Below are 16,295 nucleotides of genomic sequence, written 5' to 3'. Positions count from 1 at the left end.
AGTGTGTCCTGGCGCGGACATGGGAACGGGTCCGCCGGCCCTTTGCCGGCGGACCCGAAATGGTTAGTTGTCGAGGACGGCGATGCCCGGGAGTTCCTTGCCCTCGAGGTATTCCAGGCTGGCACCGCCACCGGTGGAGATATGTCCGAAGTCAGAGTCGGCGAAGCCCAGCTTGCGCACGGCTGCGGCTGAGTCGCCGCCGCCCACGACCGTGAGGCCGGAGCATGCCTTCAATCCTTCGGCCACAGCCTTCGTCCCGTTCGCGAAGGCATCGAATTCGAACACGCCCATGGGCCCGTTCCAGAACACCGTGGCTCCCGATCGGATCCGGTCACTGAAGGCAGCTGCGGATTCGGGGCCGATGTCCAGCCCGGTTCCCGAGGCCCCAAAACTGCTGTTCTCAATGGATGATGCCGGGACGACCTCATGCTTGGCGTCGGGCGCAAACCTGTCTGCCACCACGATGTCGGTAGGCAGCACGAACTGGCAGCCGGCCGCCTCCGCCCGGGAAAGGTAGTCCTTGACGGTGTCGATCTGGTCCTCCTCGAGCAGGGACGCTCCCACCTTGTAACCCTGGGCCGCGAGGAAGGTGTAAACCATGCCGCCGCCGATCAGCAGGTAGTCGGCCCGGGTCATGAGGTTTTCAATCACCGCAAGCTTGTCCGAAACCTTGGATCCGCCCAGGACCACTACGTAGGGCTTGGCCGGGTCCGTGGTCAGACGGGACAGCACCTCAAGTTCCGAGCGCACCAGGTTCCCCTCGTACGCGGGAAGGACTTCGGCGATGTCGTAGACACTGGCATGCCGGCGGTGCACGGCGCCAAAGGCGTCGTCAACGTATGCTCCGGTGTCCCCGGTCAGGGAAGCCAGCTCACGGGCCAGGTCCTGCCGCTGCGCATCGTCCTTGGAGGTCTCCCGCGCATCAAAACGGATGTTCTGAAGCACCAGGACACTGCCCGCGGCGAGGCCAGCCGCGCGCTCCCGGGCGCTGGGACCGGTCACGTCGTCCGCGAACTCGACTGCAAACGGTGCCAGTTCGTCGAGGCGGTCTACTGCAGGGCGCAGGCTGTACTTTTCGTCGGGCTGCCCCTTCGGCCGGCCGAGGTGGGCCATGACAATGACCTTGGCACCGCGCTCCACCAGCAGCTGCAGGGTCGGAATTGAGGCCCGGATGCGGCCGTCGTCGGTAACCCGGCCGTCATCCAGCGGGACGTTCAGGTCGGAGCGGACAAGTACGTACCGGTTGTCAACGCCGTCGCTGAGCAGTTCGTCAAGTGTTTTGATTGTCATGTCTACCTTTGTTTATCTGTGCCGTGCGGGCGGTGGGCCTAAAGCTTGGAGGCTACGAGCTTGGTGAGGTCCACCAGGCGGCAGGAATAGCCCCATTCGTTGTCATACCAGCCAACAACCTTAACCTCGTTGCCCATAACGCGGGTCAGCCCGGAGTCATAAATGCACGACGCCGGGTCCGTCACGATGTCGGAGGACACTAGGGGCTCATCCGTGTAACGCAGATACCCGTTCAGGGGTCCGTCGCTGGCAGCCTTGTACGCCTCATTGATGGCGTCGACGCTGGCTTCCTTGCCCACAGTGACCGTCAGGTCCGTCACGGAACCGGTGGGCACGGGAACCCGCAGCGCAAAGCCGTCCAGCTTGCCGTCGAGTTCGGGGATCACAAGGCCAATCGCCTTGGCGGCACCCGTGCTGGTGGGCACAATATTCAGCGCTGCGGCACGCGCCCGGCGCAGGTCGCGGTGCGGCCCGTCCTGCAGGTTCTGATCCGCGGTGTAGGCATGGACGGTGGTCATCAGGCCGTACTCAATGCCGAACGCATCGTGCAGCACCTTCGCCAGCGGGGCAAGGCAGTTGGTGGTGCAGGAGGCGTTGGAGATGATGGTGTCGGTTGCGGGATCGTAGGTGCTGTCGTTCACACCCATCACGATTGTGCGGTCCACGCCCTTGCCCGGGGCGGAGATCAGCACCTTTTTGGCTCCGGCCTCCAGATGGGCGCGGGCATCGTCGGCCTTGGTGAAGAACCCGGTGGACTCGATGACGATGTCCACCCCCAGGTCCTTCCAGGGGAGTTTGGCGGGGTCCCGTTCCGCGAGGACCTTGATGGTTTTTCCGCCGACCACCAAGTTGCCGTCCTGAACCTCCACGCTGGAGCCGATACGGCCGGTAATGGAATCGTATTTGAGCAGGTGGGCCAGGGCCTCGGGGCTCGTCAGATCATTGACGGCAACGATGTCGAGGTCGGCGTTCTGTTCCAGTGCGGCCCGAAAGTAGTTGCGTCCGATACGCCCGAATCCGTTGATTCCAACTCGAGTAGTCACTTTTCTTCTCTCCTTGATAGCGGGTCGGTTCGAGAATCAGTGACCTCAGTGGGAAAAGGCCACTTCAGTTGACTTCACAGGAGCGGCGGACCGGACCTGCGCCGGCACACGGAATGCCTTCAGGCACCGCATGAGCCGTTGCTTCATCTTACGCGTTGGTGCCGCCGGTGTGTGACCGGCGGCACCCATTTAAGCGTCTGCCAGCTGTGATTAGGCGGGCAGGATCAGCTTCGATGCGCCGGTGCGGGCAGCGTCGAAGCGGGCTGCGACGTCGGCCCAGTTAACGATGTTCCAGAATGCCTTGACGTAGTCAGCCTTGACGTTGACGTAGTCCAGATAGAAGGCGTGCTCCCACATATCCAGCATCAGCAGCGGAATGGTTCCAACGGGGATGTTGCCCTGCTGGTCGTAAAGCTGCTCGATGACCAGGTTTCCGCCGAGGGGTTCGTAGGCCAGGATGGCCCAGCCGGAGCCCTGCAGGGAGTTCGCTGCCGCCGTGAACTGGCCGCGGAAGGCATCGAAGGAGCCGAAGAAGTCGTCGATGGCTGCTGCGAGTTCGCCGACGGGCTTGTCGCCGCCCTCCGGGGAGAGGTTGTTCCAGAAGATGGAGTGGTTCGTGTGTCCACCGAGGTGGAACGCGAGGTCCTTGGAGAGCTTCGGGATGGTGCCGAACTCGCCCTTTTCCCGCGCTTCTGCCATCTGTGCCAGGGCGGTGTTGGCGCCGGCCACGTAGGTGGCGTGGTGCTTGCTGTGATGCAGCTCCATGATGCGCGCAGAGATGTGCGGTTCCAGCGCAGCGTAGTCATACGGCAGCTCAGGCAGTGTGTATTCGTTCACGAAAATCCTCCGTTGATTGTCGGATCCATTTATCCGGGTGGCTTTTCCATCCGGAAGCTCATCGGTGCTGAACAAGTCAGCACCCTTAGCCCATCCTATGCGGGAGACTACTGGTCAAGCATTTCGGGGGTCACGTTGGCCTCGGTGCCTGGGATTCCCAGCTCACCGGCACGTTTGTCCGCCATGGCCAAAAGACGCCGGATCCGGCCGGCAATGGCGTCCTTCGTCATGGGCGGGTCCGCCAGACGTCCGAGTTCGTCCAGGCTGGCCTGTTTGTGCCCTACTCGCAGCTCGCCCGCATAGCGCAGGTGCTCGGGCACGTCCTCCCCGAGGATCTCCAGTGCGCGCTCCACCCGGGCACCGGCGGCCACAGCCGCCTGCGCCGAGCGGCGCAGATTCGCGTCGTCGAAATTGGCCAGGCGGTTGGCGGTGGCACGGACTTCCTTGCGCATCCGCCGCTCTTCCCAGACCATCAGTGCGTCATGGGCACCCATGCGGGTCAGCAGGGCGGCGATGGTGTCCCCGTCGCGGATCACCACGCGGTCCACACCGCGGACTTCCCGGGCTTTGGCTGCAATGCCGATCCGGCGGGCAGCGCCCACCAGGGCCAGGGCAGCCTCCGGTCCCGGGCAGGTGACCTCCAGGGAAGAGGAACGTCCGGGTTCGGTCAGGGAACCGTGGGCCAGGAACGCTCCGCGCCAGACAGCCTCGGCGTCGGCCGCGGAGCCGTTCACGACGACGGAGGGCAGCCCGCGGACCGGCCTCCCCCGGGCATCCAGCAGCCCGGTCTGGCGGGCCAGGGACTCACCGTCCTTGACCACGCGCACCACGTAGCGGTTTCCGCGCCGCAGCCCGGAGCCGGTCACCACAACGATGTCACTGGCGTGGCCATAAACCTCCGCAATCGCCGCACGCAGCCGCCGGGCCGTCGAAGCGAGGTCCACCTCGGCTTCGATGACGATGCGGCCCGAAATGATGTGAAGACCTCCTGCAAAGCGCAGCATTGCCGAAACTTCGGCTTTTCGAACTGAGGCCTTCTTCACGGTCAAACGTGAGAGTTCCTCTTTGACTGCAGCAGTCAGCGCCACAAATACACTCCTAGCTTTCCCCGAAAATATCGTGATAGGCGGCCGCCAGACGCAGCGGATCATGGATCGGCCGCCCGGCCGCTGCCCCTACCTTACCGAAGACCGGACGGGCCCCCATCTCGGCAGCCGCCGCAGCGAAGGCCTCGCGGTCTTCCACCACCGCCGGGTCTGCCAGCACCACGTCCACCTTGAATCCGGGCGCATAGCGGCGGATGACCTGGAGATGGTCGACGGCGGTCATCCCCGAAGTCTCTTTGGTTTCGTTGCTGAGGTTCATTGTCAGGCACCGCCGGGCCTTGGTAGCGCAGAGCGCCTCGCGCATTTCGGGAAGCAGCAGGTGCGGCAGGACCGAGGTGTACCAGGAGCCGGGCCCCAGGATCACCCAGTCCGCACGCCGTATCGCCGAGACTGCTTCGGTGCACGCAGGCGCGTCCGGGGGCAGCAGGCGGACGTTGAGGACGTTGGACAGGGTGCCGGCGACGGCGAGTTCCGCCTGACCGGTGACGGTCTCGTGCCGGAGTCCGGAGTCTGTCATGCGCAGGACGTCGCCTTCGATGGTCAGCGGCACCGTGGACATGGGCAGCACCTGGCCCCGCGCACCCAGCAGCGCTCCGGCCCACTGGAGCCCCGCCACCGGGTCGCCGAGCAGCTCCCACAGGGTGACGATCAGCAGGTTCCCCAGCGCGTGGTTATCCAGGGCACCGTCCACACCGGGACGGGAATGGAAACGGTGCTGCATCACGTCCCGCCACGTGCGTCCCCAGTCGGTGTCGTCGCAGAGCGCTGACAGCGCCATCCGCAGGTCGCCGGGCGGCAACACATCGAGTTCATCGCGCAGCCGGCCGGAGGACCCGCCGTTGTCGGCAACCGTAACGACGGCGGTCAGATCGGTGGTCAGCAGGCGCAGCGCGGAGAGGGACGCGGACAGCCCATGCCCGCCGCCCAGCGCCACGACCGCCGGGGACTTGCCTCCGCCCGGGGGCCGGAGGGTTCCGCCTTCGGGGAGGATCGGGATGGGGCCGGTGAGAAATCCCACCTACTCGCGCCCAAGATCGCGGTGGTGGGCGCTGACGGTGACGTGCGGCAGCTTCGCCAGCCGCTTAGCCAGCTCCTCGGTGACAGCCACGGAACGGTGCTTTCCGCCGGTGCAGCCGACGGCGATCGTAGCGTAATGCTTGTTTTCCCGCCGGTATCCGTCGATGACGGGCACCAGGGCATCCACGTAGCGGTCCAGGAATTCGGCGGTGCCTTGGGCTCCCAGGACGTAGTCGCGCACCTCGGCGTCCTGGCCGGTGTGCGGACGAAGCTGCGGAACCCAGTGCGGGTTGGGAATGAACCGGACGTCGGCGACGAAGTTCGCGTCCACCGGAAGACCGTACTTAAACCCAAAGCTCATCACGTTCAAGCGCAGCACAATCGGGCCGTGTTCGGTGAAAAGTTCGGTAATGGTGGTGGCGAGGGCATGGACGTTGAGCTTGGAGGTGTCCACGATGACGTCCGAGGCATCGCGCAGCTCACGCAGGACGTCACGCTCGGCAGCGATTCCCTCCAGGATTCTGCCGTCTTCCTGCAGCGGGTGCGGGCGGCGTCCGCTTTCGAAGCGCTGGACCAGGGCCTGGTCCGAGGCTTCGAGGAACAGCATCCGGTAGGTGACGCCGGCAGCACGGAGATTGCCCAGGGCCTCCCGGATGTCCTGGAAGAGTTCCTTGCTGCGGACATCGATCACCACGGCAAGCTTGGGGATGGAATGCGGCATCCTCGACACGAGCTCGGTAAGCGTGCCGAGCATCAACGGCGGAAGGTTTTCCACGACGTACCAGCCGTGGTCCTCGAGGGCGTTGGCTGCGGTGGTTCGCCCGGCGCCGGACATGCCGGTGACAACCAGCAGTTCGGACTCGGCAGGCTTGACGCTTTGCAGCCCGTCCACTTCTGTCATGTTCTTCTGTGTCCCGTCAGTCAGCCAACTATTGCCCGTGCCTTTTCCCTGCTGTGCCGTTGCAGCTCCGCAGGCCGGGACGGCCATTGGGCCGCCGTGCACCGGCTGTCCCCAGCCTAGCTAAGATTCGATGATTTCGCCGGTGGCCATGTTGACGGCCGGCGCTGTCTCAGCGCCGTTGCCGGCCAGGGAAGACTGGATCACGGACGCCATCGCCGGGCCGATGCCGGGCACCTCCATCAGCTCGCCGGTGGTGGCCTGCTTGAGCCTGCGCACTGAACCGAAGTGCTTAATTAAGGCCTTCTGCTTGGCCGGACCCAAACCGGGGACGTTATCCAGCGCCGAGGCGGTCATGGACTTGCCCCGCTTCTGGCGGTGGAAGGTGATGGCAAAGCGGTGTGCTTCATCCCGGATGCGCTGGAGCAGGAACAGCGCTTCGGAGGAACGGGGCAGGATGACGGGGAAGTCACTCTCCGGCACCCAGACCTCCTCCAACCGCTTAGCAAGTCCCACGACGTAAACGTCGGTGATCCCCAGGTCAGCAAGTGCCCGGGACGCGGCCGTGACCTGGGGCTTGCCGCCGTCGACCACTACCAGGTTGGGCGGATAGGCAAACTTTGCCTTCGGCGCCGCCGTCAGGGTGTCCGCCACCGGTTCACCCGCCTGCCGGTCCTCCGGTTCCGGCTGCGGCTCCGGAGAGGTCCCGGAATCGGCGTCGGGCACGGCGGCCGCCGGATCGAAGTTGTCTGCCAGATAGTGCTTGAAGCGGCGGGAGATCACGTCATACATGGACGCGGTGTCGTCCCGGGCGGCGTCACCGGTGATCGAGAAGCGGCGGTAGTCGGATTTCTTCATCAGACCGTCCTCCGCCACCACCATGGACGCCACCACGTTGGTGCCCTGCACATGGGAGATGTCGTAGCACTCAATGCGCAGCAGGGGTACCGGGATCTCCAGGGCTTCCTGAAGCTCGGAGAGTGCAGCGGACCGCGTGGTCAGGTCCCCGGCACGGCGGCTCTTGTGCAGGCGCATGGCGTCCTCGGCGTTCCGCGTGACGGTTTCCAACAGCGTCTTTTTGTCTCCGCGCTGGGGAACCGAGATCTTCACCTTGGAGCCGCGCAGTCCCCGCAGCCAGACCTGCAGCTCTTCTGAGTTCTCCGGCAGCACCGGAACCAGGACATGCCGCGGGATGCTATCGGCCATGGCCGCCTCGCCGTAGACCTGCTGCAGCAGGTGTTCCACGATGTCGCCGGTGTCCATGTCTTCCACCTTTTCCACGACCCAGCCGCGCTGGCCGCGGATCCGGCCGCCGCGGACGTGGAAAACCTGGACCGAAGCTTCCAGTTCGTCCTGGACGAGCCCGAAGATGTCGGCGTCGGTGTCCTCGGACAGGACTACCGAGTTTCGTTCGAAGACCTTCCGCAGCGCTGAAATGTCGTCGCGGAGGCGGGCCGCTGATTCATAGTCCAGTTCAGCGACGGCATGCTGCATCTGCTTTTCCAGATCCTGGATGAACCGTTTGCTGTCCCCCGACATAAAGGCACACAGCTCGGCGGCCAGGGCACGGTGGTCTTCGGGGCTGATCCGCCCGACACATGGCGCGGAGCACTTGTCGATGTATCCCAGCAGGCACGGGCGGCCGGTGCGTTCGGCCCGCTTGAACACCCCGGCACTGCAGGTGCGGACCGGGAAGACCCGCAGCAGGGTGTCAAGCGTTTCACGGATTGCCTTAGCCGGGTAGAACGGTCCGAAGTACCGGGTGTCTTTCCGGCGCTCACCGCGCATCACCTGGGCGCGGGGATACTTCTCCCCCATGGTGACGGCAAGGTACGGGTAGGACTTGTCATCCCGGAACATGATGTTGAACCGGGGACTGAATTCCTTGATCCAGGTGTACTCGAGCTGCAGGGCCTCCAGCTCGGTGCCAACAACCGTCCACTCCACGCTGGTGGCGGTGAAAACCATGGTCCGGGTTTTGGGCAGCAGCTGCCGCGGGTTGGCGAAATAGGAGTTCAGCCGGGAGCGCAGGTTCTTGGCCTTGCCCACGTAGATGACCCGGCGGTGTTCATCCCGGAACCGGTACACACCGGGTTCCGTCGGTATTTCCCCGGGCCGGGGCCGGTAAGTTGCTGGATCTGCCACTTTCCCATCCTAAGGCGGGTGCCAGCCTGCCGCCGGACGCCCGCGGGCGGTTTCGCCGCCCGCTAAAAGCTGGAGCGACGGACAGTGTTGGGCGGGCGCCCGCGGAGACACGGGGCGGGGGAAGACTGGGGGCGGTCGCGCGAGGGACCGGGCGGGGCTGGCGGGGCGGAAGGACCGGGCGGGGGCCGGGCGGAAGGACCGGGAATCGGGTGGGGGCGGGAACGGGAGCCGGGCGGGTCAGGTCCGATCGGTCACCCGGCGGCGACACGGGTTCCCACTGTATGTAGCCTCCCGTGGCTGGTGGGGTCACACGAGCCACACCCGTAGACAAAGACTGGGAACCCGTGTCGGTCCACGAGACGGCGCGTGTCCAGCGAGAGCTGCGCAGGAGCCGAGCCGAACCGCGAAGGACGACCGCACGACCGCGGTTCCCACCGAGTGGGGCCAGTGGGGCCAGTGGGGTCACAGCAGCCCCATCCGGCACGGTCACTGGGAACCGTGGGCCTGGACCGTAGCTGCACCCCCGCCTGGCCTACTGCACCCCGGAATTCACCCGGCGGCGACACGGGTTCCCACTGTTTGTAGCCTCCCGTGACTGGTGGGGTCACACGAGTCACACCCGTAGACAAAGACTGGGAACCCGTGTCGGCCCACGAGGCGGACCTGCCCAGCGAGGGGTGCGGCCCGTTCCGGTGCCGTGCCGAACCGCGAAGGACGACCGCGGTTCCCACCGACTGTGCACAGTGGGGCCACTGGGGTCACAGCAGCCCCACCCGGCACACTCACTGGGAACCGTGGGCCTGGACCGTAGCTGCATCCCCCGTTTGGCCTTCTGCACCCCGTAATTCACCCGGCGGCGACACGGGTTCCCACTGTCTGTAGCCTCCCGTGGCTGGTGGGGTCACACGAGCCACACCCGTAGACAAAGACTGGGAACCCGTGTCGGTTCACGATTCGGCGCTGCCCAGCGAGAGCTGCGGGCCTGCGCAGGACCCGAGCCAAACCTCGAAGGACGACCCCGCGGTTCCCACTGAGTGTGTCCAGTGGGGCCACTGGGTTCACAGCAGCCAAACCGGACACGCTCACTGGGAAGCTTGGCGGCCGGTTTGGAACCCAGGCGGCCGTGCCGCAGCAACCGCGCCGTTAAGACAGCCGTGGCTCAGGCGCCGTCGGGCTTGTTCTGGTTGTAGGTGCCGACGCGCTCCTGACCGGAAAGCTCGGCAATGGCGTCCATCACCTGGTCCGTGACGCGCCGCCGTTCCGGCAGAGCATGCCCGGGCCCGGTCTTCTGGAAGTACAGGGGCCGCCCTACAGACATGGTGAAGGGCCGCGGTTTGACCCATTTCTTACCGGCCGGCTGCAAACGCTCCGTGCCAATCAGGCCAACGGGGACGACAGGTGCCCCGGAAGTGAGTGCCAGCCAGCCGACGCCGGTGCGGCCACGGTAGAGCAACCCGTCACGGGACCGGGTTCCTTCGGGATAAATCCCGATCCCGCCGCCGGTTTCGAGCACGTCAAGCAGCGATTTCAATGCGGCAACACTGGCCGCCTGCTGACCCCGTTCCACCGGAATGGAGCCGACGCTCTCGAAGAAGCTGCGCATGGCGGCGCCCTTGAGACCGGGAGTGGTGAAGTACTCGGCTTTCGCGAAAAAACCGACCCGCCGCGGCATGAGGGCCTGGATCAGGACACTGTCCAGGAAAGAAAGGTGGTTGGAAGCAACGATGAAGGGACCCGTTGTGGGCACGTTCTCAAGTCCGGTGAGGGTGGGACGGCAGAGGCTGATCAGACCGCGGGTGCTGGAACGGGTGAGGTCATAGAGCGCCATGGGCACCTGCCAGGCCCGCTGCAGCGGCCACCGCAGCCTTCAGCTGCTGCGCTGAGGTAACGACGGCGGCAGCCCCGGCGGCTTCGAGCTCGCCGTCGGCTGCAAAACCCCACGCAACACCGATGCAGGGAATATTATTGGCGGCGGCGCCGTGCACATCATGCTGCCGGTCCCCCACCATGACCGCCGAGGAATACGATCCTGCGTGCCGGTCCAGGGCAGCCCTGATGATGGAGGTTTTGCCGTCGCTCGCCGCGGTCCGTTCATCGGCCGGAGAACCGTGGACTGAGGCAAACAGGTCATCCAGCTTTTGGATGCGGAGGAGTTCCTTGGCGGTGGGCTCGGGTTTCTGGGTCGCGACGGCGACGACGCAGCCCGCGTCCCGCAGCTCCTGAACCGCAGCCCGGATCCCCGGGTAGGGGCGGCTGGCTGCCATGCCGGTCTCCCGGTATCCGGCGCGGTACCGGGCAATCACGTCGTCGAGCTGCGCGGCGGGAACGCCCGCGATGCGGGTCAGGGACTCGGCCAGCGGGGGTCCGACCATCTGCTGGAGATCCGCGGGGGACGGCACCGGCAGGCCGGAAGCGGCGAGGGCGGCGCTGATCCCGCCGGTTATGCTTCCGGCGGGGTCCACGAGGGTGCCATCAAGATCAAACAGGACCAGTTGCCGGAGTTCTATCACCGGGCAAGTTTCCCACAGAGACGCTCCGGGGCGAAAAAGGCATAACGCCCCGGGAATATGTCAGCGGACTTTTGGGGCCGGCCGCAGCCGGCCCCGTCCAGCCCGTTTGGGGTCAGGGCAGGATTTCTGCCAGGAACCGGCCCGTGTGGCTCGCCGCGACCTTGGCGACTTTTTCCGGGGTGCCGGAGGCCACCACCTGGCCGCCGCCGGTGCCGCCGTCGGGCCCCAGGTCGATGAGCCAGTCCGCGCTCTTGATGACGTCGAGGTTGTGCTCGATCGTGATCACCGTGTTGCCCTTGTCCACCAGCCCCTGGAGCACCATCAGCAGCTTCCGCACGTCTTCGAAGTGGAGGCCGGTGGTGGGTTCATCCAGCACGTAGGCGCTGCGGCCGTTGGACCGCTTCTGCAGTTCCGCGGCCAGCTTGACCCGCTGGGCTTCGCCGCCGGAAAGAGTGGTGGCGGGCTGACCCAGGCGGACGTACCCGAGTCCCACATCCACCAGGGTGTTCAGGTGGCGGGCGATCGGACTGAAGGCTGCGAAGAACTCCGCGGCTTCAGCGATCGGCATGTCCAGGACTTCGGCAATGTTCTTGCCCTTGTAGTGGACTTCCAGGGTTTCGCGGTTGAAGCGCGCACCGTGGCAGACCTCGCACGGGACGTAGACGTCCGGCAGGAAGTTCATTTCGATCTTCAGGGTGCCGTCGCCGTGGCAGGCCTCGCAGCGTCCGCCCTTGACGTTGAACGAGAACCGGCCCGGGAGGTAGCCGCGCACCTTTGCCTCATTGGTCTCGGCAAAGAGCTTGCGGATGTGGTCGAACACGCCCGTGTAGGTGGCCGCATTGGAGCGCGGGGTGCGGCCGATGGGGCTCTGGTCAACGTGGATGACCTTGTCCAGGTGCTCCAGGCCGTCGACCCGGGTGTGGCGTCCGGCCACGTGCTTGGCGCCATTAAGCTTGCTCGCCAGCACCCGGTACAGGATGTCGTTGATGAGGGTGGACTTGCCCGATCCGCTCACGCCGGTCACCGCGGTGAAGACGCCGAGCGGGATGCTGACGTCGAGGTTCCGCAGGTTGTTCTCCCTGGCGCCCACGATCTTCAGCTGGCGGGCCTTGTCGACCTTGCGCCGCTTGGCCGGGATTTCGATCCTCCGGCGCCCGGACAGGTAGTCGCCGGTGATCGACCTGGTGTTGGTCAGCAGCTCGGACAACGGACCGGAATGCACGATTTCGCCGCCGGCCTCCCCCGCACCTGGTCCGACGTCGACAACCCAGTCGGCTTCGTGAATGGTGTCTTCGTCGTGCTCCACGACGATCAGTGTGTTCCCCAGGTTGCGCAGCCGGGCGAGGGTCTCGATCAGCCGCCGGTTGTCCCGCTGATGCAGTCCGATGGACGGCTCATCCAGGACGTAGAGCACCCCGACCAGGCCGGAGCCGATCTGGGTGGCGAGCCGGATGCGCTGGGCTTCACCGCCGGAGAGGGTGGCGGCCGGACGGTCCAGGCTCAGGTAGTCCAGGCCGACGTCGAGGAGGAAGGTCAGGCGGGCCTGGATCTCCTTCAGGACCTGCTCGCCGATCTTGGCTTCGCGTGGCGTCAGCGCCAGGTTTTCGAAGAACGCAGCGGCTTCGCGCAGCGGCATCTTGCTGGCCTCGGCAATGTTCCGCCCGTTGATCAGCACGGAGAGGGAGGCGGGGTTCAGCCGTGCGCCGCCGCATTCCGGGCACGGGGTTTCCCGCATGTACTCCTCGTAGCGGTCCCGCGAGCTTTCTGACTCCGTTTCCTGGTGCTTGCGCTTGATGTAGCCGATCACACCCTCGAAGCCCGTGCTGTACTTCCGTTCCCGGCCGAAGCGGTTCTTGTACTGGACCACAACCTTGTGGTCCTTGCCGTGCAGCACAGCCTCGCGGGCCGCGGCGGGCAGCTTCTTCCACGGCACGTTCATGGAGAAGCCCATGTCCTTGGCCAGCCCGTCCAGCAGCCGGTTCCAGTACTCGGTGGTAGCCGTGCCCATGGACCACGGTGCGATCGCGCCGGCTGCGAGACTCAGGTTTGGATTGGGGACCACCAGCTCCTCGTCCACTTCCAGCCGCGACCCGATGCCGGTGCAGACCGGGCAGGCACCGAAGGGGTTGTTGAAGGAGAAGGAGCGGGGCTCAATCTCATCGATGGCCAGCGGGTGCTCGTTCGGGCAGGCAAGGTGCTCGGAGAAGGTCCGGGTGCGCTCCGGGCTGCCTTCCTCGGCGTCGACGAAATCAGCGAGGACGCGGCCGTCAGCCAGGCCCAGGGCGGTTTCCACCGAATCGGTGAGCCGCTGCCGGATGCCGTCCTTGGCGACCAGACGGTCAATCACAACCTCGATGGTGTGTTTGTACTGTTTGCCCAGCTTGGGCGGGTCGGAGAGCTGGACCAGCTTGCCGTCCACCTTGGCCCGCGAATACCCCTTGGCGGCCAGGTCCTTGAACAGGTCGACGAATTCGCCCTTGCGTCCGCGGACCACCGGCGCCAGGATCTGGTAGCGGGTTCCTTCCTCGAGTTCGAGGAGCTGGTCAGTGATCTGCTGCGGGGTCTGCCGGCTGACCGGCTCTCCGCAGATGGGACAGAACGGGGTGCCCACACGTGCCCAGAGCAGGCGCATGTAGTCATGGATCTCGGTGATCGTGCCTACCGTGGACCGCGGGTTTTTACTGGTGGATTTCTGGTCGATGGACACCGCAGGCGAGAGGCCTTCGATGAAGTCGACGTCGGGCTTATCCACTTGGCCCAGGAACATCCGGGCGTAGGAGGAGAGCGATTCCACGTAGCGGCGCTGTCCCTCGGCGAAGATCGTGTCGAAGGCCAGGGAGGACTTGCCTGAGCCCGAGAGGCCCGTGAAGACGATCATCGCGTCCCGGGGCAGGTCCAGGTCGACATTGCGCAGGTTGTGCTCCCGTGCGCCCTTAACGATCAGGCGCGACAGGTCGCCGCCGTGGTTCGGTGTTTGGCCAGGGGAGAGTGAAGTCGCGGTAGACACGCTTTCCACTGTAGAACAATCGGCACTCGAACAAGTATTCGACCAGGGGTGTGTTCACCCCTGGCGTAGGGCTGCTTCGACAAAAGACAGGGCGCTCTTCTGGTCCACGCCGTTGGCCTTGACTGTGTGGGCGAAAACCCGGGCGGCTTCAGCCACGCGGCGCCTGCCGTTGTCCCCAGCCGCGGCAATGATGGTGCCGGCGCGGGAGCGGGTGGTAACAACCTCGGCCTGCTCCAGTTCCCGGTAGGCCCGCGCGACCGTATTGACGGCGAGACCCAGCTGGGCGGCCAGGGCACGCACCGGAGGGAGTCGGGTCCCGACGGCCAGGCTGCCGTCGTTGGCGGCGTCGAGGATCTGCAGCCGGAGCTGCTCGTACGGCGGCACCGAACTTGATCCGTCGATCCGCACCCAGGAGAGCACGCCGTCGTCCATGCCACCGCTTTCTGGTCTGCTGCCGAGCGCGTGCTCCGCAGATATTGGAAGTCCCTCAATCTTGCCACGTGCGGGGCGGGTCCGGGCGGAAAGGCTACTCCGGCGGTTCGTCCGCCGTGACGGGCCCGCTGAACTGTGACTGGTAGAGCTCGGCGTAGAAGCCCCCTGCCTCCAGCAGGTCCGCGTGGGTGCCCTGCTCTACGATCTTCCCGTCCCGCACGGCCAGGATCACGTCGGCATCCCTGATCGTCGAAAGACGGTGTGCGATCACGAACGATGTGCGGGCTTCACGAAGGGCATTCATGGCCTGGCGGATGGCGACTTCGGTGCGCGTGTCCACCGAACTGGTTGCCTCGTCCAGCACCAGGATCGATGGATTCGCCAGCCAGGCCCGGGCAATGGTGATCAGCTGCCGCTGGCCCTGACTCAGGGAACCGCCGTCCGCCGGAAGGACCGTGTCATAACCTTCCGGCAGCGAACGGACGAAGTGGTCCACAGAGGTGGCCCTGGCCGCGGCCATGATCTGCTCCTCCGTGGCCTCCGGTGCGCCGTAGGACAGATTCTCGCGGATCGTTCCCTCAAAGAGCCAGGCGTCCTGGAGCACCATTCCGATACAGCGGCGCACATCGTCCCTGCGCATCTCCATGGTGCTGACGCCGTCGATCGTGATTTCCCCGGAATCGATGTCATAGAAGCGCATCAGGAGGTTCACCAGAGTGGTCTTGCCAGCTCCCGTAGGACCGACGATCGCCACTGTCCGGCCGGGTTTGGCTTCGAAGGAGAGGTCCCGGATCAGCGGGGCCTGCGGCGTGTAGGAGAAGGAAACATGACGGAACGCCACGTCTCCGCGGACCTGGTCCAGCACCACCGGATGGGCGGGATCGGGGCTTTCCTCCCGGGAGTCGAGGAGGCCGAAGACGCGCTCGGCGGAGGCGACGCCGGATTGCAGCATGTTAATCAGGCCGCCCAGCTGACCCAGCGGCTGGGAGAACTGCCGGCTGTACTGCACAAACGCCTGCACTCCGCCGATGGAGAGGGCGCCGCCGGCAACCTGGATCCCGCCGACGACGGCGACCGCCACGTAGTTCAGGTTCGAAATGAACATCATGACCGGCATGATGATCCCGGAGACAAACTGCGCGCGGAAGGTTGAGGAGTAGAGCCGGTCATTCGCCGGAGCGAAGCCTGCCACGACCCGGTCCTGCTGTCCGAAGGCCTTCACCACGTCCTGGCCGGTAAACATCTCCTCGATGTAGCCGTTCACCTCACCGGTGGTTTTCCACTGCGCCTTGAACTGCACCTGCGAGCGCCGGGCGATCAGGACGGTTACCAGAGCGGAAACGGGAACGGTGGCCACTGCAATCAGTGCCAGCAGCGGAGAGATCCACAGCATCATTCCCAGCACGCCCAGGATGGTCAGCACCGAGGTGATCACCTGGGTAATACTCTGCGAGAGCGTCTGGGCCAGGTTGTCGATGTCATTGGTCACCCGGCTCAGCACGTCCCCGCGGGATTCCCGCTGGAAATGGGACATCGGCAGCCGGAACAGTTTGGCGTCCACGTCCCGCCGCAGCCGGTACATGGCGTTCTGCACAATCCTCGCCGTCACCCGTGCCTGGGCCCAGCCAAAGAAGAAGGACGCCAGGTAGATGGCGAGCACCCCCAGCAGCAGGGTCCCGAGGGTGCCGAAGTTGATCCCCTCCCCCGGCACGGCGTCCATGGCCGCGAGCATGTCGGCGAGCTGGGTCTGTCCCGACGCGCGCAGGGCCTCCACCTGCGCTTCCTTGGGAACCCCCGGCTCCAGCGAGGCGCCGATCACGCCGTCGAAAATCACGTTCGTGGCGTCGCCGAGGACCTTGGGTGCGGTGACCGCGAGCGCCACGGAAACGACGGCGCAGACCGCCACCGCGGCGACCCGCCAGGTATCGGGAGAGAGCAGTCGGAGGAGCCTGCCGGCGGAGGAAGCGAAGTTGGCCGGTTTGACGGCCGGAGCGCCGCGGCCCGGCATAC

12 protein-coding genes are annotated in these 16,295 nt (G+C 65.6%); all 12 read right to left on the bottom strand.

Annotation, left to right across the window (positions count from 1 at the left end):
* Positions 1 to 63: 63 nt before the first annotated feature.
* The 12 genes from H9639_RS02040 to H9639_RS01985 all read right to left on the bottom strand — a co-directional run bounded on the left by H9639_RS02040 (position 64) and on the right by H9639_RS01985 (position 16,293).
* Entirely contained in the window at positions 64 to 1,290 is a 1,227-nt protein-coding gene (locus H9639_RS02040) for a phosphoglycerate kinase (RefSeq protein ID WP_191806465.1), read from the bottom strand.
* Positions 1,291 to 1,328: 38 nt separating this feature from the next.
* Complete coding sequence (gene gap / locus H9639_RS02035; protein ID WP_191806464.1) at positions 1,329 to 2,333, bottom strand: type I glyceraldehyde-3-phosphate dehydrogenase; 1,005 nt, start codon at positions 2,331 to 2,333, stop codon at positions 1,329 to 1,331.
* A 210-nt stretch (positions 2,334 to 2,543) separates the two neighbouring features.
* On the bottom strand, positions 2,544 to 3,170 hold the full coding sequence (locus tag H9639_RS02030; RefSeq protein WP_191746655.1) for a superoxide dismutase: 627 nt from the start codon (positions 3,168 to 3,170) through the stop codon (positions 2,544 to 2,546).
* A 107-nt stretch (positions 3,171 to 3,277) separates the two neighbouring features.
* Positions 3,278 to 4,258: a DNA-binding protein WhiA gene (gene whiA / locus H9639_RS02025; protein WP_191806463.1), complete on the bottom strand. Its 981-nt coding sequence runs from the start codon at positions 4,256 to 4,258 to the stop codon at positions 3,278 to 3,280.
* 10 nt (positions 4,259 to 4,268) lie between these two features.
* Positions 4,269 to 5,294: a gluconeogenesis factor YvcK family protein gene (locus H9639_RS02020; RefSeq protein WP_191806462.1), complete on the bottom strand. Its 1,026-nt coding sequence runs from the start codon at positions 5,292 to 5,294 to the stop codon at positions 4,269 to 4,271.
* Positions 5,295 to 6,194, bottom strand: coding sequence for an RNase adapter RapZ (rapZ, locus tag H9639_RS02015; RefSeq protein ID WP_191806461.1), 900 nt, complete (start codon positions 6,192 to 6,194; stop codon positions 5,295 to 5,297). It lies immediately after the preceding gene.
* A 120-nt stretch (positions 6,195 to 6,314) separates the two neighbouring features.
* A complete protein-coding gene (uvrC, locus tag H9639_RS02010) occupies positions 6,315 to 8,336 on the bottom strand; it encodes an excinuclease ABC subunit UvrC (protein WP_191806460.1) in 2,022 nt (673 codons plus the stop codon).
* 1,159 nt (positions 8,337 to 9,495) lie between these two features.
* On the bottom strand, positions 9,496 to 10,164 hold the full coding sequence (locus tag H9639_RS02005; protein ID WP_191806459.1) for a lysophospholipid acyltransferase family protein: 669 nt from the start codon (positions 10,162 to 10,164) through the stop codon (positions 9,496 to 9,498).
* Positions 10,151 to 10,846 carry an HAD hydrolase-like protein gene (locus H9639_RS02000; RefSeq protein ID WP_318241948.1) on the bottom strand — a complete coding sequence of 232 codons (696 nt, stop codon included), beginning with the start codon at positions 10,844 to 10,846 and terminating at the stop codon, positions 10,151 to 10,153. Before H9639_RS02000 ends, H9639_RS02005 begins: the two co-directional genes overlap by 14 nt.
* Positions 10,847 to 10,958: 112 nt before the next feature.
* The gene (gene uvrA / locus H9639_RS01995) at positions 10,959 to 13,853 is read right to left on the bottom strand and encodes an excinuclease ABC subunit UvrA (protein ID WP_191806458.1); all 2,895 of its coding nucleotides are present in this window, start codon (positions 13,851 to 13,853) and stop codon (positions 10,959 to 10,961) included.
* A 54-nt stretch (positions 13,854 to 13,907) separates the two neighbouring features.
* Positions 13,908 to 14,285, bottom strand: a complete 378-nt coding sequence (locus H9639_RS01990; protein WP_191806457.1) for a GntR family transcriptional regulator — start codon at positions 14,283 to 14,285, stop codon at positions 13,908 to 13,910.
* Positions 14,286 to 14,379: 94 nt separating this feature from the next.
* The gene (locus H9639_RS01985) at positions 14,380 to 16,293 is read right to left on the bottom strand and encodes an ABC transporter ATP-binding protein (RefSeq protein ID WP_191806861.1); all 1,914 of its coding nucleotides are present in this window, start codon (positions 16,291 to 16,293) and stop codon (positions 14,380 to 14,382) included.
* Between the last annotated feature and the right edge of the window lie 2 nt (positions 16,294 to 16,295).

Origin of the sequence: Arthrobacter gallicola, assembly GCF_014836775.1 — a bacterium.
GTDB lineage: Bacteria > Actinomycetota > Actinomycetes > Actinomycetales > Micrococcaceae > Arthrobacter_B > Arthrobacter_B gallicola.
This window is presented reverse-complemented; position numbering and strand designations above follow the sequence as displayed.

Bases quoted from the DNA above. Each gene is read 5' to 3' on its own strand.
- rapZ (WP_191806461.1), bottom strand. From the start codon at position 6,194: ATGACAGAAGTGGACGGGCTGCAAAGCGTCAAGCCTGCCGAGTCCGAA.
- H9639_RS02040 (WP_191806465.1), bottom strand. From the start codon at position 1,290: ATGACAATCAAAACACTTGACGAACTGCTCAGCGACGGCGTTGACAAC.
- H9639_RS02005 (WP_191806459.1), bottom strand. From the start codon at position 10,164: ATGGCGCTCTATGACCTCACCCGTTCCAGCACCCGCGGTCTGATCAGC.
- H9639_RS01990 (WP_191806457.1), bottom strand. From the start codon at position 14,285: ATGGACGACGGCGTGCTCTCCTGGGTGCGGATCGACGGATCAAGTTCG.
- H9639_RS01985 (WP_191806861.1), bottom strand. From the start codon at position 16,293: ATGCCGGGCCGCGGCGCTCCGGCCGTCAAACCGGCCAACTTCGCTTCC.